The following is a 20,261-nucleotide window of genomic DNA, read 5'->3' on the forward strand; positions in this document are numbered from 1 at the left end:
TCGCCGATTGTCCCGGCAGCGCCTACTTCTGGCAGTTCGGGCACCAGAAGAGGTTCCGACCCTCAAGCACCGCGGTGCGGATGCCGGTGCCGCAGATCCGGCACGGTTCGCCGGCGCGCCGGTACACGTAGGTGCGCGGCCTGCCCGGCCGGTACGACGGGAACCCGTGGTCGTCCTCGCGCCGAATGGTGATGATCTTGCCGCGGCGGAGCCCGACTCTCATCAGCTCGACCAGGTCGACCCACATCGCGTCGAATTCGGACTCATCGATCCGGGTGCCCGGCCGGTACGGGTCGATGCGGTGGCGGTACAACAACTCGTTGCGGTAGACGTTGCCGACGCCGGCCAGCACCGACTGATCCATCAGCAATGCGCCAATCGGCCTGCGCGACTTTCGAATCCGCGCCCAAGCGAGCGAGCCGTCAGCGTCCCGCCGTAACGGGTCGGGTCCGAGCCGCGCCACGATGTCGTCGATGTCAGGCACTTCGATCACCTCGCACACCGTCGGCCCGCGCAGGTCGGTGCCGTACTCCGTGCCGATCATCCGCATGCGCACCTGGCCGACCGGAAGGGGCATCGGAACCGGCGCTTCGTTGAATGTCCCGTACAGGCCCAGATGCACGTGTACGACGCGGCCACCGTCGTAATGGTGAAAAAGGTGCTTGCCCCACGCGGTGGCCTTCTTGAGTACCCGGCCGTTGACCGCCGCGGCTCCATCGGCGAATCGGCCCTGCGGACTGGACACCATGACCGGCTCGCGCGCGAAGCGGCGCTGGTGCAACCGGGCCAGCCGGTGCAGGGTGTGGCCTTCGGGCATGCCTTACGCGCCGGGCACCGGTGGCGCGTCGTGCGTCCGCTCGTATTCGGCGATGATGTCGATACGACGTTGGTGCCGCTGCGCTTCCGACCACGGCGTCGACAGGAACGCGTCGACGATCGCAAGCGCCTCCTCTTCGGTGTGCATCCGGCCGCCGATGCCGATCAATTGCGCGTTGTTGTGCTCGCGGGCCAACTTCGCCGTCTCGATGCTCCACCCCAACGCGCAGCGCGCGCCAGGCACCTTGTTGGCCGCGATCTGCTCGCCGTTGCCCGACCCGCCGAGCACGATCCCGAGGCTGCCGGGATCGGCCACCGTCTTCTCGGCGGCCGCGATGCAGAACGCCGGATAGTCGTCGTCGGGATCGTTGACGAAGGCGCCGCAGTCGATCGGCTCGTGGCCGTTCGACCGCAGATGCTCGATGATCCGCTGCTTGAACTCGAAGCCCCCGTGGTCGGCTCCCAGGTAGACGCGCATGGCGGCCATTCTGGCAGAGGACGGCGGCCGGTCAGTGCACGGCCGACGTACTCAGTCGAACACGACCGTGAGCGGTCAATCGAATTCAGGGCGTTCGGTGCGGGTGCGCTTGAGTTCCCAGAAGTGCGGATAGGACGCGAACGTCACCGATGCGTCCCACAGCTTGCCGGCGTCTTCGCCGCGTGGGATGCGCGAGAGCACCGGTCCGAAGAATGCGACGCCGTTGACGTGGATGGTCGGGGTTCCGACATCCTCGCCCACGGGATCCATGCCTTCGTGGTGGCTCTTGCGCAGCGCCTCGTCGTACTTGTCGGAGGTGGCCGCCTCGGCCAGTTCGGCGGGCAATCCCGTCTCCTCGAGCGACTCTCTGATGATGAGGTCGAAGTCTTCGATGCCCTGATTGTGGATCCGCGTGCCCATCGCCGTGTACAGCGGGGCGAGGATCTCTGGGCCCTTGGCCTGCTCGGCGGCGATCGCGACGCGCACCGGCCCCCAGGCCTTTTTCAAGCCTTCGCGGTACTCGTCGGGCAGGTCGTCTTTGTTCTCGTTCAGCACCGCCAGGCTCATCACGTGGAAGTTGACCTCGACATCGCGAACCTTCTCGACCTCGAGGATCCACCGCGAGGTGATCCAGCACCACGGGCACAGCGGATCGAACCAGAAATCAGCGACGGACTTCTCAGCCATGGGTGTCCTCTCGATCGGCGGGCAGATCTGCGTTCAGCACAACGGCGTGCCCAACAATCATGTTCCCGAAGCACGCGACGGAGACGCAGCGGCATAAGAAACGCCTTAATGTGCAAACGGTTATCAAACCGTGTTTCGGATGTGACTGTTGTGAACAATCGTTACCAAAGTGAACAAACACCTTGATCGAACAGCCCGCGCACTCGCGCTAGGCATCGGCATCACGACCGCTGCGGCGATGTTCGCCGCGCCCGCCCACGCAGATCCGCTTGACGACTCATTTCTCCGCGCGCTTCGCGACGGCGGTATGGCGTACAACAACCCGGTGAACACGGCCGACCTCGGTCGGTCCGTGTGCCCGATGCTCGTCGAACCGGGCAAGTCGCTTGCCAGCGTCTACTCACAAGTGTCGAACAACGGTGTCCCACCGCAGATGGCCGCCTTCTTCACCGGTATCGCGATTTCGATGTACTGCCCGCAGGCCATGTCCTCGATCGGCAACGGCACCTTCCTGGACTGGCTCCCTGCAGCGCGGGCCATCCCGGGCCTGTAGCCCCGGCGGCCTATAGGTTGGTCGGGTGGCACTTCCCAACCTGACCCGCGACCAAGCCGTCGAACGCGCCGCGCTGGTCACCGTCGACAACTACCGCATCGAGCTCGACCTCACCGACGGCACCGGAAAGCCGGGTGAGCGCACGTTCCGTTCGGTGACCACCGTCGAGTTCGACGCGCAGGTCGGCGCCGACAGCTACATCGACATCGCCGCCGACACGATCCGGAGTGCGACGCTCAACGGGCACGCCATCGACGTGTCCGGCTACGACGAATCGACCGGCATCCCGCTGATCGGGCTGGCGGAGCACAACGTGGTCGTGGTCGATGCCGACTGCCTTTACTCGAACACCGGTGAGGGCCTACACCGGTTCGTCGACCCGGTCGACAACGAGGTCTATCTGTACTCGCAGTTCGAAACCGCCGACGCCAAGCGGATGTTCGCGTGCTTCGACCAACCCGATCGCAAGGCGACGTTCGACGTCACGGTGACCGCGCCGGCGCACTGGGAAGTGGTGTCCAACGGCGCCACCGTCAGCGTGGAGGACTCCGGCGACGAGGCCAGGGGTAGGCGCCATACCTTCGCGGTCACCCCGAGGATGAGCACCTATCTGGTGGCGCTGATCGCCGGCCCGTACGCCCGCTGGGACGACACCTACACCGACGACCACGGCGAGATCCCCCTGGGTCTGTTCTGCCGAAAGTCGCTGGCGGAGTTCATGGACGCCGAGCGGCTCTTCACCGAGACCAAGCAGGGATTCGGCTTCTACCACAAGAACTTCGGCGTGCCGTACGCGTTCGGCAAGTACGACCAGTTGTTCGTTCCGGAGTTCAACGCCGGTGCGATGGAGAACGCGGGTGCGGTGACGTTCCTCGAGGACTACGTTTTCCGCAGCAAGGTCACCCGGGCCTCCTACGAGCGGCGCGCGGAGACGGTGCTGCACGAGATGGCGCACATGTGGTTCGGCGACCTGGTCACCATGCAGTGGTGGGACGACCTGTGGCTCAATGAGTCGTTCGCGACCTTCGCGTCGGTGCTGTGCCAGGCCGAGGCGACCGAATACACCGAAGCCTGGACGACGTTCGCCAATGTGGAGAAATCCTGGGCCTACCGGCAGGACCAACTTCCGTCGACGCATCCGGTGGCGGCCGACATTCCAGACCTTGCGGCCGTCGAGGTGAACTTCGACGGAATCACCTACGCGAAGGGCGCTTCGGTTCTGAAGCAGCTCGTCGCCTACGTCGGGCTGGAAGAATTCCTCGCCGGTCTTCGGGACTACTTCCGCGACCACGCATTCGGCAACGCGACATTCGGCGACCTGCTCGGTGCGCTGGAGAAGGCGTCGGGCCGTGACTTGTCGGGGTGGGGCCGGCAGTGGCTCAAGACCACGGGCCTGAACACATTGCGCGCAGACTTCGACGTCGACGCCGACGGTCGATTCACCCGGTTCGGCATCACGCAGAGCGGCGCCGCACCGGGCGCGGGCGAGACGCGCGTGCACAGGTTGGCTGTCGGCGTGTACGACGACGACGGGTCAGGCAAGCTGGTCCGGATCCACCGCGAGGAACTCGACATCGAGGGCGAACACACCGATGTGCCCGCGCTGCAGAGCATTTCGCGTGGCAAGTTGATCTTGGTCAACGATGACGATCTGACGTACTGCTCCCTGCGGCTCGATCCCGACTCGCTGCAGACCGTGTTGACGCGTATTTCCGACATCGCCGAACCACTGCCGCGGACGATGGCGTGGTCGGCGGCGTGGGAGATGACGCGCGAAGCCGAGCTCAAGGCGCGCGACTTCGTGTCGCTGGTGTGCGGCGGTGTGCACGCTGAGACCGAAGTCGGTGTGTTGCAGCGGCTCTTACTGCAGGCTCAGACCGCCTTGAGCTCTTACGCCGAGCCGCAGTGGGCGCTCTCGCAAGGCTGGCCGGAATTTGCGGACCGACTGCTGGAGCTGGCGCGCAGCGCCGACGCCGGCTCGGACCACCAGTTGGCCTATGTCAACGCGCTATGCGGTTCGGTGCTCAGCGGCCCGCACGCAAGGGTCCTGCGGGCAATGTTGGACACCGACCCCGCCGACCAGGGATTGCCTGGCTTGGTCGTCGACACGGAATTGCGCTGGCGCATCGTTGTGGCGCTGGCGGCGGCGGGTGCGATCGACGGCGACGGGGCGGCGACGCCGATGATCGACGCCGAGGCACAGGAGGATCCGACAGCTGCGGGCAGGCGACACGCCGCCGCGGCGGCAGCGGCCAGGCCGCAGACGCCGGTGAAGGAGGCGGCCTGGCAGCAGGTGATCGAGGACGACACCCTGGCCAACATCACCGCGCGTTCGGTGATCGGCGGGTTCGTGCGGCCAGGTCAGCAGGAGCTGCTCAACCCGTTCCGGGACCGCTACTTCGGCGCGATTTCCGGTGTGTGGGAACGACGCTCGAGTGAGGTCGCCCAGACTGTCGTGATTGGTCTGTACCCGTCGTGGGACATCAGCCAGGATGGCCTCGACGCCGCGGACCGCTACCTGTCCGATCCGGATGTCCCGCCGGCGTTGCGCCGACTGGTGATAGAAGGCCGCGCAGGCGTGGAACGCTCGCTGCGGGCCCGCGCCTTCGACGCCGGCTAGCGCAAGCGGTGGTTCCTGCTGCGCGACACGCCGCTCGCGAACAGCGACGTGCGCACGCAAGCGCGGCATGCTTTCGAAATGGCCGTTAGCCGAAGTCGAAAAGCGCGTGCGGCGCGCAGACGTCAGCGCCGAGTCAAGGCGGTCGTCAACGACTTGACGGCTTCTCAGTGGGCGGCGATCAAAGCGGCGTGGCAAGGTTGTGCGTACTGCGGCTCGACCGACAGCGTCCTTCAACGCGACTGTGTCATGGCGATTTCCCGCGGCGGGCGGTACACACTCGACAACGTCGTGCCGGCATGCGCAGCGTGCAACACGAGCAAGTGCAACGACGAGGTCACCGGGTGGATGCGGCGCAAGCGTCTCGACGAGCGAAGATTTCTGGAGCGCTACGTCCAGATACGCGCGTCGCTGCTGCGAGACGCCTCGCTATCACCCGCCGACGAAGTCGCCGGCGCTTTCGCGCAGGTCGACTAACCAGCCGAGTCCAATTCTTCGCGCTTCAGCTGACACGGTGTCACGCCGGACAGCACCGCGACGTCGCCCTGAGTCAGGTCTATCGCGCCGCCGGCGCCATCGCTCACCTTGAGTCCGCTGACATAGCCGACGCCGAGGCTCGACGCACGGTCGCGCACAACCTGATGGGCCGCGGCCCACTTGTCACCGGGAATCGGTTCATCGGCCACGAGATGACGGGTGCGCATGTGCACGGCTGAGGTGTCTTCGAATTCACCCTCGCAGCCGAAACGACTGGTTCGCCGCTCCCAGCGCCATGTCAATCCCGGCTGTTGAACGGACAACTCGTCGGCGATCTGCTGCATCACCGTCTCGTAGTGGCCCACCGCGTCCTCGACGGCGCCGCGCGGCCGCAACGTGTCCTCCAACGCCGCAATCGCGGTGAGTTCCTCGGGATCGAGCTGTTGCTGATCGGTGTAAATTCCGATCCCTAAATAGAGCGCGCCGGCGAGGACGACAAACCCTCCGGCGATCCATTGAACCCACGTCGGAAGCTCGAGGCCCTCGTCCTGCTGCCAGGAGTTCTGAACCCATCGCGACCATAGGCTCACCGGACGGCTCAGCCGTCAGGGTGGGGAGATACTGGCACCCATCACGCGCACCGCGCTGATGAGACCATCCATCAGGTTGCCTTCTTTGAACGACGCTGCTGCCGCCGAAACACCAAGTGGCGCAGCCTCTTCGATTCCGCGGCCCTTGACCTTCATGCCGTAGACGACCTCGATCGCATGCTGATCGGGCGAGACCGCCAGCAGCACAGCGTTATCCGGCGTCGGCACCTGACGAAGGATCTGGCGAGCGGTGGCCGCCGTGTCCGCGCCGAGGTCGCCGATGTACACCGCGAAACGCGCTTTCGCGGCGCGCGACCCGTACTTCAGCGCGTCGTCGAGCACCACCAGGTCCTTGACCGGGAACGGATAGTCGACCGACACCGTGCCGGGCTCGGTAACTCCTGAGATGCGGCCGCTCGCGGTGACAACGAAGCCCCTGGGCAGGTCGGCGTGCTCGACCGCTGCCCGGTGCCCGCGTACCGCAACTTCACCACTTGCCACTTGCGCCGCCTCCAATCGCCACCGAATGTGACTCGTGCTCGCCTACGTTTCCGCCGTGGGCGGCGGAGTCGGCCGCATAACTCTGCCCCGTGTTGTGGCCGTGATCCATCGGCTCTTCCGACGCCCACAGGATCGGGGAGTGCTTCCAGGGTTCGGACAACTTGTAGCTCGCCGGGTGCGGGCCCTTGGTGCGCCAGATCAGCAAGATCAACACCAATGTCAGCCCCAGCGGCACCAGAACGAGTAGCGCGTGTGTCAGTGCGGTGCTCACAGAAGCAAACCCTATCGCAACGCGATGAGCGCCTGCGCGAAGCGCCACCGACGCGGACTACGCCGCGCCCTCACCCAGGTATCGCGCCCACGCCGGGTCGAGTTCCTTCACGCTCGACAGCAGCCGCCAGTGCTGCCCCTTCGGCGGGAGGGGTGTGCTCCGAAGCGTCCACCCCAGTTCGGCGAGCAAACGGTCCGCCTTGCGGTGGTTACACGTCGAGCAGGCCGCCACGCAGTTTTCCCAGGAGTGGTCGCCGCCACGGCTGCGGGGCACCACGTGGTCGACGGTGTCGGCCTTCGCGCCGCAGTATGCGCACCGAAACCGGTCGCGGTGCATCAATGCGGCCCTGGTCATCGGGACACGGGCCCGGTACGGCACCCGCACGAAGGACCGCAGCCGGATCACGGTCGGGACCACGATCGAGCGGGTCGCGGAGTGGATGACGGGCCCGCCGGGGTCGTCGTGCACCACATCGGCCTTGCCGCACATCAGCATGATGACCGCTCGCCGCATGGGCAGAGCGGTCAACGGTTCGAACGTCGAGTTCAACAGAAGGACTCGACGACGGCCCCAGATCGAGCCGTCGCTGATACCCGGCGGATGGATCTCGACGCTGTGAAGGACACGCGACTGCACTGGCGTTGCCGGCCCGGCGCCGTGCCGGTGGCTCTTTTTCCGATGCGCCATACGTCCTCCGAGAAGACAGTCCACCATGGATTTCCGCCGCTCGCACGACAATTCTGCACGTGTTCGCAGGTCAGTCCAATGAACATCGTGTGACGCGACCGGTGACCAGCCACATCCGGCGACCAAGCACAATGGTGGAGTGACTCAGCCGCAGCGTTCGTTCTACGACGAAGTCGGTGGCCACGAGACGTTTCACGCGATCGTGTCGCGCTTCTACGAATTGGTGCGCGAGGACGAGATACTTCGTCCGCTCTATCCCGACGAGGATCTCGAGGCCGCCGAGGTCCGGCTGCGGATGTTCCTCGAGCAGTACTGGGGCGGGCCGCGGACCTACTCCGACCAGCGTGGGCATCCCCGGTTGCGGATGCGCCACGCACCGTTCAAGATCGGGTTCATCGAACGCGATGCCTGGCTGCGCTGCATGCACACGGCCGTCGCGGAGATCGACTCGGAAACGCTCGACGACGAGCACCGCAGGGAATTGCTCGCCTACCTGGAGATGGCCGCTCACTCGATGGTGAATTCAGCGTTCTGATGCCCCACCCTGGTCCGGCACCCTGGTGGTCGCGCGCGCTGTTTTATCAGGTGTACCCGCGCTCTTTCCGCGACAGCAACGGCGACGGGTTCGGCGACCTCGACGGCGTGACCGCCAAGCTGGACTACCTCAAGACACTCGGTATCGACGCCATCTGGCTCAACCCCGTGATGGTCTCCCCGATGGCCGACAACGGCTACGACGTGGCCGACCCGCGCGACGTCGACCCGCTATTCGGGGGCTTGGCCGCACTGGATAGGCTGACCGAGGCCGCCCACGCACTGGGTATGAAGGTCACGATGGACCTGGTGCCCAACCACACCAGTTCGCAGCACCCGTGGTTCCAGGCCGCGCTGGCCAGCAGTCCCGGCAGCGACCAGCGCGAGCGCTATATCTTCCGCGACGGCACCGGCCCCGACGGCCTGCACCCGCCGAACAATTGGGTGTCGATCTTCGGCGGCCCCGCATGGACGCGCATCGTCGAGGCCGACGGCAATCCCGGACAGTGGTACCTGCACCTGTTCGACGCCGAGCAGCCGGACCTCAACTGGGACAACCCTGAGGTCTTCGATGACCTCGAAAAGACGTTGCGGTTCTGGCTCGAGCGCGGCATCGACGGCTTCCGCATCGACGTCGCGCACGGCATGGCCAAGCCGCCGGGCCTGCCCGACATGGAAGGCGTCAAGGCCGAGATGCTGCTGGCCGACATGGACGACGACCCGCGCTTCAACAACGACGGCGTACACGAGATCCACCGCCAGATCCGCACGGTGTTCAACGACTATCCGCACTCCGTCGCGATCGGTGAGGTCTGGGTGTACGACAACGAGCAGTTCGCCCGGTATGTGCGTCCTGATGAGTTGCACCTCGGCTTCAACTTCCGCCTGTTGCGCGCCGAGTTCGACGCCGCCGACATCCGAGGGGCGATCGAGAACTCGATGGCCGCAGCGGCGATCGCCGACGCGACACCGACGTGGACGCTGGCCAACCATGACGTCGACCGCGAGCCGACGCGCTACGGCGGCGGCCAGGTCGGCCTCGCCCGGGCACGAGCCATGGCGATGGTCATGCTTGCGCTGCCCGGCGCCGTCTTCCTCTACAACGGCGAGGAACTGGGTCTGCCCAACGTTGACCTGCCTGACGAGGCGTTGCGCGACCCGGTGTGGGAGCGGTCAGGACACACCCGGCGTGGGCGCGACGCATGCCGCATCCCGATTCCCTGGGACGGCGACACTCCACCGTTCGGATTCTCGGACACGCCCGACACGTGGCTGCCGCTGCCGCCGGAATGGGCTGCGCTGACGGTCGAAAAGCAACTTCACGACGCCGGCTCGACGTTGTCGTTCTTCCGCCGCGCGATCGAGATACGGAGCAGCCGTGGGGAATTCGACGGCCGGTCCATCGAGTGGCTGAACTCCCCCACCGGGTGTCTGACGTTCCAGCGCAGTGGCGGCTTGGTCTGCGTGCTGAATGCCGGCGACACCGCGGTACCGCTGCCCGGCGGCGAATTGCTGTTGGCCAGCGACGAGGTGATCGACGGCCACCTACCGGCCAACGCCGCCGCCTGGCTGGCCTAGCGCAGGACCAGCGCGGGGTCGCCGCGGCGACGGTACACCGAACCGAACCGCGCGTCGATGCGCAACCACGAGGGCATCGCCCGCACGCGCACGATCTCGTCGGCGGCGACGGCCTCACCCGTCTGCGGCAGAAATCCCATCGCGGTCAACGCGAATACGCACCGCATCGGGATGCCGACGCTGGCCTCACCCGAGCTGACGGCCACCACCTCCTGATCGAGCAGCGACGCCGGCGGCCCGTGCGCGCTCGAATGTTCCTTGGCCAACGCCACTCCACGCTGCGCCAGGTCGAGCACCACACGGGCGGGCACGTCGTCGAGGTGGACGAACCCCGCCTCGGGCGGCAGCCCGCCGCGCCAGGCGGAGTCCATCGCGAACCCGGGCTCCACAAAACCGTCGCGTTGCATCGCGGCCAACCCGGCTGCGAGCGCGTCGGCACCGGCTGACAAGTCGGCCGGCTTGAGCCTGCCTTCGACCACGCGACTGGCGAGCACGTCGAATCCCGTCGACACCCACGCCACGACGAGCCCGCCCTCGCGCTCCCGTAGCCGGATTACCGCCGCCTCGTCGAGGCGTAGCGCCCGCTCCACGAACGCCGCGAGGTCCTCGCGATGGCTCGAGTTGTCCAGCCACAGACCGCGCTCGCTCATCGTGTCCAGCGTTGCAGATACTCTCGCTGCTGCGTCGAAAGTCGTTCCAGACGTTGCTCTTTGATGTGCACCGCCGCCAACTGCGTCTCGGCAATGACCGCCGGCTTCGACTCCGGCGACGCGCCGACCGACCGCACCTCGTAACCGATGGTGAAGTCGACGGCACGAACCCGCTTGGACCACATAGTCACCTGCAGCGGCGAATCAATGAGCCGCAGTTGTGCTTTGTAGGAGATTCTCACGTCCGCGATGAGCAGCCCGATCGTTTCGATCGACGGACCGAAGGGCTCGCGCAGGAACGGAATACGAGCCTCCTCGAGCAGGGTGACCATGGTGGCGTGATTGATGTGCTGGTACATGTCGATGTCCGACCACCGCACATGCACCGGTGCTACAAAACCCGTCACCCAGATGTCCCCGTTCCACTCGTCCGTGTCATGCTGCGGATTTGGCGGGCCGCGACCGACAGCGTCGCCAGATCCTGCTCTCCGCTCTCGTAGATCTCGGAAAGCGTCCGGCGAGCGCGGCCGATGCGCGCGCTGTTCGTCGCCTCCCACTCCTGGATCTTCTGCTCACCGCTTTCGTCCGGCTCACCGACGGCGAGCACGTCGAAGCACAATGACCGCACCGAACTGTAGATGTCTTCGCGAATCGCCAAGCGCGCCAGCGAATGCCAACGGTCATCGCGCTCCAGGTGCGACACTGCGGTCAGCAGGGAGTCGGTATTGAGGTGGTCCATCAACGCGAAATACGTATCGGCGACTTCGTCCGGCTCTCGGTCGACGATGTCGGCGATGTCGATTACGTCGAGCAGGCTGTACTGGTACAAGCCCGTTGCAACCATGTACGCCAGGTCTTTCGGGACGCCGTGCGAGCAGAGGTCGTCGGCTTCCTTGGTGACGATCGCCTCGTCGTCGCCGCGAAGCCACTCCGACATCCGTGGCGTCAGTGCGGCCACCTTCTTGGCGAACCGGTTGATCTCGGCGCCGACGGCCAGCGGCTGCGGACGGTAGTTCAGCAGCCAGCGGCCGGCCCGGTCGACCAACCTGCGCAGGTCGAGCGTCATCCGGTCGGCCAAGGCGACCGACACGTCCGCCGCCCGGATCTGGCGCCACACCTCACCGATCCGGAAAATGGCGTCGGTCGCGACGTAACTTCGCACTGCGTCCACCGGTCCCACGCCGACGTCCTCGGTGATCCGGTAGACGTAGGTGATGCCGCTGGTGTCGACCAGGTCGTTGACCAGCATGGTGGTCACGATCTCGCGGCGCAGTTGGTGTGCTCGGATGTCGGCACCGAATTGGTCGCGCAGCGTGGTCGGAAAGTACGAGGGCAGGCGCGCGGCGAAGGCCTCCTGGTCGGGCAGGTCGCCGGCGAGAACATCGTCTTTGAGCGCCAGCTTCACGTGGGCCATCAGCGTCGCGATCTCCGGAGACGTCAAACCGAGACCGGCCTCGATGCGCCGCCGGATCTCCTTCTCCGACGGCAACGCCTCGAGTTCGCGGTTGAGCCCGCGCTCGGCGACGAACTCCTTGATCATCCGGGCGTGCACCGGCAGCAGGCTGGCCGCGTTGGCGCGGCTGGTACCCATCAGGTCGTTCTGGTTCTCGTTGTCTTTGAGAACGAGGCGGCCGACCTCATCGGTCATCGACAGCAGCAGATCAGTGCGATCCTGCAGGCTGACCTTGCCCGCGGTCACCAGCGAGTCGATGAGGATCTTGATGTTGACCTCGTGGTCGGAACAGTCGACCCCGGCCGAGTTGTCCAGTGCGTCGGTGTTGATCCGGCCGCCGGCGAGGTCGAACTCCACGCGGCCAAGCGACGTGACGCCGAGGTTGCCGCCCTCGCCGATCACTTTGGCGCGCACCTGGTTTCCGTTGACACGAACGGGATCGTTGGTCCGGTCGCCGACGTCGGCGTCGGACTCCGTCTCGGCCTTGATGTACGTCCCGATGCCGCCGTTGAACAGCAGATCCGCAGGCGCCCGCAGAATCGCCTTGATCAGGTTCGGCGGCGTCAACTCCTCCACCCCGCTCTCGATGCCGAGAGCCGCGCGCGCCCGCTCACTGAGCGAGATGGACTTCTGCTGACGGCTGTACACGCCGCCACCTTCGCTGATCAGTGAGCTGTCGTAGTCCTCCCAGCTGGATCGCGGGAGGCCGAACAGCCGCTTGCGCTCCTCCCACGATCGCGCCGCATCGGGGTCGGGGTCGATGAAGATGTGGCGGTGGTCGAATGCGGCGAGCAGCCGAATGTGCTTGGAAAGCAACATCCCGTTACCGAAGACGTCGCCGCTCATGTCGCCTACGCCGACGACGGTGAAGTCCTCGGATTGGGTGTCGACGCTCATTTCGCGAAAGTGGCGTTTGACCGCTTCCCACGCGCCCTTGGCGGTGATACCCATCGCCTTGTGGTCGTAGCCCACGGACCCGCCGGACGCGAACGCGTCGCCGAGCCAAAACCCGTAGGACTTGGCCACCTCGTTGGCGATGTCGGAGAACGTCGCGGTGCCCTTGTCGGCCGCGACCACCAGATAGGCGTCGTCGCCGTCGCGGCGCACCACCTCGGGCGGGGGTGTCACCTCGCCGGTGGCCTTGTCCACGTTGTCGGTGACGTCGAGCAGTCCCGCGATGAACAGCTTGTAACACGCGACGCCCTCGTTGCGATGGGCGTCACGGTCGGCGGCGGCGTCACCGGTTGGCACCGGCGGTGACTTGAGAACGAATCCGCCCTTCGCGCCCACGGGAACGATCACCGCGTTCTTCACCGCCTGCGCCTTGACCAGCCCGAGGATTTCGGTGCGGAAGTCTTCCCGGCGGTCCGACCAACGCAGTCCGCCACGAGCAACATGCCCGAACCGCAGGTGCACGCCCTCGACCCTCGGCGAGTAGACGAAGATCTCGAATTTCGGCCTCGGCAAAGGAAGTTCGTCGATCAAGCCTGGGTTCAGTTTGAATGACAGCACGTTCTGCTGGCGCGCCGACTCGGACCGGCTGACGAAGTAGTTGGTGCGCAAAGTCGCCTGGATCATCGACGCGAACGCGCGGAGTACCCGGTCGGTGTCCAGGCTGACCAACGCGTCGATGTCGGCGGCCACCGCGGCTGCGGCGGCTTGCGCGTCACGGCGCTTCGGCGCGCCCTCCGACCCGTCGGTTGTCGGCGAGAACAGCGCTTCGAACAGCTCGACCAGCGACCGCGCGGTATTGGCGTTGTCATTGATCACCGACTCGATGTGCGACTGACTGTACGGAAACCCCGCCTGCCGTAGGTATTTCGCGTAGCTGCGCAGGATGGTCACCTGCTGCCAGGTGAGACCGGCACGCAGCACCAGTTCGTTGAAGCGGTCGATCTCGGCGCGACCGTGCCAGATGGCGGTGACGGCATCGGCGAACCGCTGCGCGGTGGCCTCGCGCTCGGGCCCCTTGGGCGCTTCGGGGATACCCCGGTGAGGGGAGACCTTGAACTGGTAGATCCACACCGCCAGCCCGTCGGGTCTGGTCACAGTGAAGGGGCGCTCCTCGAGCACGATGACGCCCATCGACTGCAGCATCGGCAGTAGCTGGCTCAACGACGCCGAACGGCCACCGAGATACCAGATGAGGTGAGAGACGCCTTCCTCGTCGCCGTCGGCGAGCACAAGTTTGACCGAGTTGTCCTGCAACTTCTCGATGATTGCGATGTCGCCGATCGCGTTCAGCGGCGGGATCGCCTGCTTGTACACCTCGGGGAACGCGGTGGCGTAGTGCTCGGCCGTGCGCTGATCGATCGAGCCTGTCTTGACTGCACCGATCAGCCGATCGCCCCACGTCCTGGCCGCTTCGGTGAGCTGGTCCTGAATCCGGCTTTCGTTGCCCAGGGACGTGTCGATGTCCTGCGGACCGGAGTCCGCCGGCATACGAACCGTGAAATGCACAACAGCCCAGGGTGATTCGCTCACCCGCGCCGTGTACTCGATGCTGACGCCGCCGAGTTCACGGACCAGGATGTCCTGCATCTCCAGCCGCACCGCGGTGGTGTACCGGTCACGGGGCAGATACACCAGACATGAGACGAAGTGGGCCAGCGAATCCGCGCGCAGGAACAGCAGCGTCCGGCGCCGCGATCCGAGGTCGACCACGGCTTTGACCATGTCGAGCAGCTGCGGCGCCGACAGCGCGAACAGCTCCGACCGGGGAATGGTCTGGATGATGTCGAGCAGCAGTGGGCCCGGATGGCTGGGGTCGCGCTGGGCCAGCGCCAGCGCCTCGTTCACCCGCCGCGAGACCAGCGGGATCTCGAGCACGTTGGAGTTCATGGCCGCGACGGTGAACAGCCCGACGAACCGATGCTCGACGGCGTTGGGGCCAATCCGCTCGCGGACCACGACGATGTAGGGGTAGGCGCCGTAACGCAGATAGCTGGGAATCGTCGCCTGGGCCAGCGCCAGTAGATCGTCGTCCTTGGTGAGCTGCGGCAGCACATCGCGGCGCATTCTCAGCACGCCGAGCCGGCTGGCCGGATCGACCGATGCCTGCCCGTCATGGACCGCACAGCGCTGATATCCGAGCAACACGAAGTGCCCGTCGGCAAGCCAGCGCAGGAGCGCCGCGACGTCCCTGCGATCCGGCCCGGGAAAACGGCCCTCGGGATCGGCGTCGAGGGCATGGGCCAGCCCCCGCAGCGTCGACGACAACGCCCCCGAGTCGAGGGCGACCTGGTGCGCGTCGGCGAGCACACTGGGCAGCATCTGCGCCACCTCGGCCACTGCCTTCACGTCGGCGGTAGCCGACAGCTGGACGTGAATCCACGCCTCGTCGATGCCGTCCCGCGAACCGCCTGCGTCGACGAGCGGGCGCACATCGAGCAGCTCTCCGGCCGGACCGCGGTGCACCCGGAACACCGGGTTCATCACCGCGGTGTACGCAATGCCGAACCGGTGCAGCACGACGGTCACCGAGTCCATCACCATCGCGGTGTGGTCGGTGACGATCTGCAGCGCAGGCCCGAATCCCGCCGGGTCGTCGGCGACGTACACGGCCACGCGGGTATCACCCACCGGCCTGTGCCGGGCCAGCCGCAGATGGCCGGTCACCATGGCCGGCGAGACCACGCGGCCCGCCGACATCTGCACCGGCATCGTGACTGCCGCGTCGGCGGCGGGTGCGTCGGCGTGCGGGCCGCGGTAGGTCTCCATGAAGGCCCGCGCCATGCGCGCGACGGCCTCCTGGCTGAGCACCGGGTCCCCATGAACACCGGCTCCGGTGCCCGGATTCACCGACATGCGACGCTCCTCGACTCAGGCACGAACCATCCCGTAGTGGATGTCGCCGCGGGGCGGCTCCTTGAGACCATGTCGCCGCCGGCGCGGCTCCGTGATCCGCACGAGCGACACTAGTCGCGTGTGAGCCGCCGGTGGGTCACCCTGTGCGGACGAGCCGCTTCAGCACCTAGGCGTTCCACCTTGTTCTCCTCGTAGCCACCGAAGTTGCCCTCGAACCAGAACCACTTGGCCTCGTTGTCGGTGTCGCCCTCCCACGCCAGGATGTGCGTGCAGGTGCGATCGAGGAACCACCGGTCGTGGCTGATGACCACCGCGCAGCCGGGGAAGTTGCCCAGTGCGTTCTCCAGCGAGCTCAGTGTTTCCACGTCGAGGTCGTTGGTCGGCTCGTCGAGCAGGATCAGGTTGCCGCCCTCTTTCAGGGTGAGCGCCAGGTTCAGCCGATTGCGTTCACCGCCGGACAGCACACCGGCCGGCTTCTGCTGGTCGGGCCCCTTGAAGCCGAACGCCGATACGTAAGCGCGGGACGGCACCTCGTTCTGGCCGACCTCGATGTAGTCCAGCCCGTCGGAGACGACCTGCCACACCGTCTTTTTGGGGTCGATTCCCGCGCGACTCTGGTCGACGTAGCTGAGCTTGACCGTCTCGCCGACCTTGACAATGCCGCTGTCCGGCTGCTCGAGCCCGACGATGGTCTTGAACAACGTGGTCTTACCGACGCCGTTGGGGCCGATGACGCCGACGATGCCGTTGCGCGGCAACGTGAAAGACAGGTCCTTGATGAGCTGTCGGCCCTCGAATCCCTTGTCGAGGTGCTCGACCTCGACCACGACGTTGCCGAGCCGCGGCCCGGTCGGGATTTGGATTTCCTCGAAGTCCAGCTTGCGGGTCTTCTCCGCCTCCGCAGCCATCTCCTCGTAGCGGCCGAGGCGCGCCTTGTTCTTGGCCTGACGCGCCTTGGCCCCGGACCGGACCCAGGCCAGTTCCTCTTGCAGTCGCTTCTGCAGCTTGGCGTCCTTGCGGCCCTGAACGGCCACGCGCTCGGCTTTTTTCTCCAGGTACGTCGAGTAGTTGCCCTCGTAGGGGTAGGCGCGGCCGCGGTCGAGTTCAAGGATCCACTCGGCCACGTTGTCCAGGAAGTACCGGTCGTGGGTGACCGCCAGGATGGCGCCCTTGTAGTCGGCGAGGTGCTGCTCGAGCCACAGCACGCTCTCGGCGTCGAGGTGGTTGGTCGGCTCGTCGAGCAGCAGCAGGTCCGGTTTGGACAGCAACAATTTGCACAGGGCCACGCGGCGCCGCTCACCACCGGAGAGGTGGGTAACCGGCTCGTCGGGCGGCGGGCAGCGCAGCGCATCCATCGCCTGCTCGAGCTGCGAATCGATGTCCCACGCGTCGGCCGCGTCGAGTTCCTCCTGGAGCTGACCCATCTCGTCCATCAGCTCGTCGGTGTAGTCGGTGGCCATCAGCTCCGCAACCTCGTTGTACCGGTTGAGCTTGCCCTTGATCGCCACGCCGTCTTCGACGTTCTCGCGGACCGTCTTGGTCTCGTCGAGCTGCGGCTCCTGCTGCAGGATGCCGACGGTCGCGCCCGGCTGGAGCATGGCGTCGCCGTTGTTGGCGGTGTCCAGTCCGGCCATGATCCGCAAGACGCTCGACTTGCCGGCCCCGTTCGGACCGACGACGCCGATCTTCGCGCCCGGAAGGAAGTTCAGACTGACGTCGTCAAGGATGACCTTGTCGCCGTGCGCCTTGCGGACCTTCCGCATCGAATAGATGAATTCGGCCATGCCGTGATGTTGCCTTTCGAATATCGCGAGTATCGGTGATGCCCGCGGACCATCGTAGGCGTGGCCGTCTGAGCACAGCCGACAGAGCTACTCAAGTGGCTACTCAAGCGGCTCTGTCGACCGCGTGCCGGCGCTACGCCGTCAAGGGCAGCGCATCGCCGGACTGCTCCGCCTCATCGACCTCCGGGTCCCCGGACTCGTCGTGTTGATCTGTGGACTGTTGATCGGTCTGCTGCTTGGCACGGTCGATACGTGCAGTACAACGGGCCAGGTCGGGTCCGACGGACGTCGCACGCACCTCGACCGACGAGCGCCGGTTGCCGTCGCGATCGTCGTACTCGCTGGTGTAGACGTGCCCCACGACGATCACGGGGTCGCCTTTGACCAGAGCCGCACTGACTCCGGCCACCACCCGCCCCCAGCAGTTCACCGTCACGAACAACGAGTTGCCCGGCTCCCATGTTCCCTCGGCGGTACGACGGCGCGAATTGCTCGCGACGCGGAACCTCACCGTCTCCTGGTCGCCGACCCGACGGTGGATCGGGTCGGTGACGATGTTGCCGACGATGGTGAACGGTGTCTCGAACATGTTGTCTCCTTCAACGTGTTTCCTTGACGACGCCCGGGAGCCCGGTTCGTCGTTGACACCGCCATTGAGCGCCGAGGCGCTGACACCCGGCGCCGTCACGCCGCCTATCGACGAGCTGGCTGTGGATGAATTGTCCGTTGTGGACAACCGCTTGATCAGAGCTGAACCGGCGTGCGAGACCTCACCGTTCGTTGCGGCGGGCCAGTGCGGCGAGCATCGCGTTGTACGCCGCCAAGTCCGCGTCGTCGTCTCGGTCGGCGGCACGGTCCAGCCGCTTGGCCGTGCGCTGATCGCTGCGGCGCCACTGGATCAACAACGCGAGCATCACCACAACGAGGGGGACTTCGCCTGCGGCCCAAGCGATTCCACCACCGGTGCGCTGGTCGCCGAGCAGGTCGGTGTGCCAACTCAGCTGCAGCGACCGGTAGAACGTCTCCCCCAGGACTGTCTTCATGCCCATCAGCACGACGCCGAAGAAGGCGTGCAACGGCAGCGACGCGAACACCATGGCGACCTTGCCCAGCTGCGGGATCTGCCGCGGCGCCGGGTCGATGCCGATCACCACCCAGTAGAAGAGGTAGCCACTGAGCAGGAAGTGGAGGTTCATGAGCACGTGCGCGGCGTGGTCGTCGACCGCGGCGTCGAACAGGCCGCCGAAGTACAGGCCGTAAAAGCCGGCGACGAACACCACTGTCGCGACGATCGGATTGGTGAGCAATCGCGACACCTGCGAATGCAGCGCCGCCAGCAGCCATTCCCGCGGACCCGGAGCATCATCGCGTCCCGCCGCCGGCAGCGCCCGCAGCGCCAAGGTCATCGGCGCGCCGAGCACCAGCAGAATCGGTACCAGCATCGAGAGCAGCATGTGCGCGATCATGTGCATCGAGAACATTGCGGGCATGTAGCGCCCGAGCCCCGACGAGGTCGCGAACAACAGCGCCGCGCAGCCGAGCAGCCAGCCCAGTGTGCGGCCGACGGGCCAGGCGTCACCGCGACGGCGCAGACGGCGTACCGCCAGCAGGTACACCACCGCCATGACGATCGCGGCGGTGCCGAAGATCAGGTCGAACCGCCAGTCGAACAGCACCCGCGCCAGCGTGGGCGGACCCGCGAAGTCGTATCCGATCGCCACCTCGGTGGGGCTGGGTTCGCGCTGCAGCGGCGGTGGAGGTGTGCGGCTCAGACCGACGGCGATGCCGAACGTCGCACCGAACACGACAGCCTCGACCAACGCCAGCCGCAGCAGGGGGCGCCGAGCGTCCGGGTCGGTCTGCAGGGCCGCCACCCCGACGCGGCGCTGCTGCCATCCCAGGACGCCGAGCAGGCTCAGCGCGACGACCTTGGCGACGATCAGCCAGCCGTATTCGGTGCGCAGCAGATCGGCAGGCGTGACCCGAACCGCCGCGTTGATGACGCCGCTGACGGCCATCGCGATGAAGCACCAGAGGGCGAGCGCGGAGAAGCGTCGGGCGGTCAGGTCCGCGTGCGACCCGCCGCGCAAGGCGTGCGCCAGCAGTGCGAGCAGCCCACCGGCCCACAACGCCCCGCCGCCGAGGTGGATGAGCAGGCTGTTGGTCGCGAGGTCGTGCGCGCCGCCGGTCGAGGAGTGGCCGGTGAGTCCGAGCGGCACCAAGGTGGCCAGGGCGCCGACCAGCAGCAACGGCGTCCATGACCATCGCAGCACGGAAAGGCTGGCCAAGGTGACGGCCGCGGCGAGAAAGGCCGTCCAGCGCCATGCGCTCGCGATGTCGACGAGCCCGGCCGCCGACCAGATGGCGAGTGGGTTGAGGTTGTCGCGCAGCGGTTGGCCCGACACGTCCGACACCGTCAACGGCACCAACATCGCCGCGCATACCGTCCACACGGCCGACGCGCCGCTGCCGAGGCGCAGCGCGCGGTATCCGCTCGCGTCGAGCACACCGTTGCGCTGCGGCGGGCTCAGAAACGCCGCGAAGAGGAACGACCCGACCGCGACCACTGCGGCAATCTCTCCGGCGGCCCGGACGAACGGCAGCCCGTAGGTCGTGACGGCTCCGGGATCGGGCAGTCCGGTCGCGGTCAGCGCATCTGCCAGCGACAGCGCGCCGATGCCTGCGGCTACCGCGCCGGCCAGCGCCGCGACGCCGGCCAGCGTCGGCCACACTGCGCTGCTGCGCACGCCCGACGCCACGGTGGTCACAGGACCAGCG

At 66.5% G+C, this 20,261-nt stretch carries 18 protein-coding genes; 5 read left to right on the forward strand and 13 right to left on the reverse strand.

What is annotated here, in order from left to right:
• Positions 1-22 precede the first annotated feature (22 nt).
• The 3 genes from N4S67_RS18970 to N4S67_RS18980 all read right to left on the reverse strand — a co-directional run bounded on the left by N4S67_RS18970 (position 23) and on the right by N4S67_RS18980 (position 1,981).
• Positions 23-817 (reverse strand): Fpg/Nei family DNA glycosylase, encoded by a 795-nt coding sequence (locus N4S67_RS18970; RefSeq protein ID WP_260994530.1) that lies wholly within the window; start codon positions 815-817, stop codon positions 23-25.
• 3 nt (positions 818-820) lie between these two features.
• Complete coding sequence (locus tag N4S67_RS18975) at positions 821-1,294, reverse strand: ribose-5-phosphate isomerase (protein WP_260994531.1); 474 nt, start codon at positions 1,292-1,294, stop codon at positions 821-823.
• A gap of 75 nt (positions 1,295-1,369) precedes the next feature.
• Positions 1,370-1,981: a DsbA family protein gene (locus N4S67_RS18980; protein ID WP_260994532.1), complete on the reverse strand. Its 612-nt coding sequence runs from the start codon at positions 1,979-1,981 to the stop codon at positions 1,370-1,372.
• A gap of 169 nt (positions 1,982-2,150) precedes the next feature.
• Between N4S67_RS18980 and N4S67_RS18985 the strand changes: the two genes are divergently transcribed.
• The 3 genes from N4S67_RS18985 (at position 2,151) to N4S67_RS18995 (ending at position 5,628) form a co-directional block, all read left to right on the forward strand.
• The gene (locus N4S67_RS18985; protein ID WP_390893425.1) at positions 2,151-2,534 is read left to right on the forward strand and encodes a DUF732 domain-containing protein; all 384 of its coding nucleotides are present in this window, start codon (positions 2,151-2,153) and stop codon (positions 2,532-2,534) included.
• Positions 2,535-2,559: 25 nt separating this feature from the next.
• The gene (gene pepN, locus N4S67_RS18990) at positions 2,560-5,154 is read left to right on the forward strand and encodes an aminopeptidase N (protein WP_260994533.1); all 2,595 of its coding nucleotides are present in this window, start codon (positions 2,560-2,562) and stop codon (positions 5,152-5,154) included.
• Positions 5,155-5,232: 78 nt separating this feature from the next.
• On the forward strand, positions 5,233-5,628 hold the full coding sequence (locus N4S67_RS18995; protein ID WP_260994534.1) for an HNH endonuclease: 396 nt from the start codon (positions 5,233-5,235) through the stop codon (positions 5,626-5,628).
• On the opposite strand, the gene N4S67_RS19000 is transcribed toward N4S67_RS18995, so the two are convergent.
• The 4 genes from N4S67_RS19000 to N4S67_RS19015 are packed head-to-tail and all read right to left on the reverse strand — an operon-like array spanning position 5,625 to position 7,677.
• Positions 5,625-6,218: an LppA family lipoprotein gene (locus N4S67_RS19000; RefSeq protein ID WP_260994535.1), complete on the reverse strand. Its 594-nt coding sequence runs from the start codon at positions 6,216-6,218 to the stop codon at positions 5,625-5,627. The two genes, N4S67_RS18995 and N4S67_RS19000, sit on opposite strands and share 4 nt — an antisense overlap.
• Positions 6,219-6,233: 15 nt before the next feature.
• Complete coding sequence (locus N4S67_RS19005; protein ID WP_260994536.1) at positions 6,234-6,719, reverse strand: DUF5130 domain-containing protein; 486 nt, start codon at positions 6,717-6,719, stop codon at positions 6,234-6,236.
• Entirely contained in the window at positions 6,706-6,990 is a 285-nt protein-coding gene (ctaJ, locus tag N4S67_RS19010; RefSeq protein ID WP_260994537.1) for an aa3-type cytochrome oxidase subunit CtaJ, read from the reverse strand. The genes N4S67_RS19005 and ctaJ overlap by 14 nt, the downstream gene beginning before the upstream one ends.
• A gap of 57 nt (positions 6,991-7,047) precedes the next feature.
• Positions 7,048-7,677, reverse strand: a complete 630-nt coding sequence (locus N4S67_RS19015; RefSeq protein ID WP_260994538.1) for an HNH endonuclease — start codon at positions 7,675-7,677, stop codon at positions 7,048-7,050.
• Positions 7,678-7,816: 139 nt separating this feature from the next.
• Between N4S67_RS19015 and N4S67_RS19020 the strand changes: the two genes are divergently transcribed.
• Together N4S67_RS19020 and N4S67_RS19025 are read left to right on the forward strand one after the other, a co-directional pair.
• Entirely contained in the window at positions 7,817-8,212 is a 396-nt protein-coding gene (locus N4S67_RS19020) for a globin (RefSeq protein ID WP_260994539.1), read from the forward strand.
• Entirely contained in the window at positions 8,212-9,789 is a 1,578-nt protein-coding gene (locus N4S67_RS19025; RefSeq protein WP_260994540.1) for a glycoside hydrolase family 13 protein, read from the forward strand. Before N4S67_RS19020 ends, N4S67_RS19025 begins: the two co-directional genes overlap by 1 nt.
• Here N4S67_RS19025 and N4S67_RS19030 read toward each other — a convergent pair.
• From N4S67_RS19030 to N4S67_RS19055, 6 genes are all read right to left on the reverse strand, one after another.
• Positions 9,786-10,448: a hypothetical protein gene (locus N4S67_RS19030; RefSeq protein WP_260994732.1), complete on the reverse strand. Its 663-nt coding sequence runs from the start codon at positions 10,446-10,448 to the stop codon at positions 9,786-9,788. The genes N4S67_RS19025 and N4S67_RS19030 overlap by 4 nt on opposite strands.
• Positions 10,436-10,798 (reverse strand): acyl-CoA thioesterase, encoded by a 363-nt coding sequence (locus N4S67_RS19035; RefSeq protein ID WP_390893450.1) that lies wholly within the window; start codon positions 10,796-10,798, stop codon positions 10,436-10,438. The genes N4S67_RS19030 and N4S67_RS19035 overlap by 13 nt, the downstream gene beginning before the upstream one ends.
• 44 nt (positions 10,799-10,842) lie before the next feature.
• Positions 10,843-15,699, reverse strand: a complete 4,857-nt coding sequence (locus tag N4S67_RS19040; protein ID WP_260994542.1) for an NAD-glutamate dehydrogenase — start codon at positions 15,697-15,699, stop codon at positions 10,843-10,845.
• Positions 15,700-15,809: 110 nt separating this feature from the next.
• On the reverse strand, positions 15,810-17,483 hold the full coding sequence (gene ettA / locus N4S67_RS19045) for an energy-dependent translational throttle protein EttA (protein ID WP_260994543.1): 1,674 nt from the start codon (positions 17,481-17,483) through the stop codon (positions 15,810-15,812).
• Positions 17,484-17,616: 133 nt separating this feature from the next.
• Complete coding sequence (gene ssb, locus N4S67_RS19050; RefSeq protein WP_260994544.1) at positions 17,617-18,072, reverse strand: single-stranded DNA-binding protein; 456 nt, start codon at positions 18,070-18,072, stop codon at positions 17,617-17,619.
• A gap of 181 nt (positions 18,073-18,253) precedes the next feature.
• Positions 18,254-20,251, reverse strand: a complete 1,998-nt coding sequence (locus N4S67_RS19055; protein ID WP_260994545.1) for a cytochrome c oxidase assembly protein — start codon at positions 20,249-20,251, stop codon at positions 18,254-18,256.
• Between the last annotated feature and the right edge of the window lie 10 nt (positions 20,252-20,261).

Origin of the sequence: Mycobacterium deserti, assembly GCF_025345615.1 — a bacterium.
In the GTDB taxonomy this organism is placed as follows: domain Bacteria; phylum Actinomycetota; class Actinomycetes; order Mycobacteriales; family Mycobacteriaceae; genus Mycobacterium; species Mycobacterium deserti.

Excerpts from the sequence above, each read along its gene's own strand:
- N4S67_RS18975 (WP_260994531.1), bottom strand. The coding sequence starts at position 1,294 with ATGCGCGTCTACCTGGGAGCCGACCACGGGGGCTTCGAGTTCAAGCAG.
- ettA (WP_260994543.1), bottom strand. The coding sequence starts at position 17,483 with ATGGCCGAATTCATCTATTCGATGCGGAAGGTCCGCAAGGCGCACGGC.
- N4S67_RS18995 (WP_260994534.1), top strand. The coding sequence starts at position 5,233 with ATGGCCGTTAGCCGAAGTCGAAAAGCGCGTGCGGCGCGCAGACGTCAG.
- N4S67_RS19040 (WP_260994542.1), bottom strand. The coding sequence starts at position 15,699 with ATGTCGGTGAATCCGGGCACCGGAGCCGGTGTTCATGGGGACCCGGTG.
- ssb (WP_260994544.1), bottom strand. The coding sequence starts at position 18,072 with ATGTTCGAGACACCGTTCACCATCGTCGGCAACATCGTCACCGACCCG.
- N4S67_RS18980 (WP_260994532.1), bottom strand. The coding sequence starts at position 1,981 with ATGGCTGAGAAGTCCGTCGCTGATTTCTGGTTCGATCCGCTGTGCCCG.
- N4S67_RS19035 (WP_390893450.1), bottom strand. The coding sequence starts at position 10,798 with ATGTACCAGCACATCAATCACGCCACCATGGTCACCCTGCTCGAGGAG.
- N4S67_RS18970 (WP_260994530.1), bottom strand. The coding sequence starts at position 817 with ATGCCCGAAGGCCACACCCTGCACCGGCTGGCCCGGTTGCACCAGCGC.
- N4S67_RS19025 (WP_260994540.1), top strand. The coding sequence starts at position 8,212 with ATGCCCCACCCTGGTCCGGCACCCTGGTGGTCGCGCGCGCTGTTTTAT.
- N4S67_RS19015 (WP_260994538.1), bottom strand. The coding sequence starts at position 7,677 with ATGGCGCATCGGAAAAAGAGCCACCGGCACGGCGCCGGGCCGGCAACG.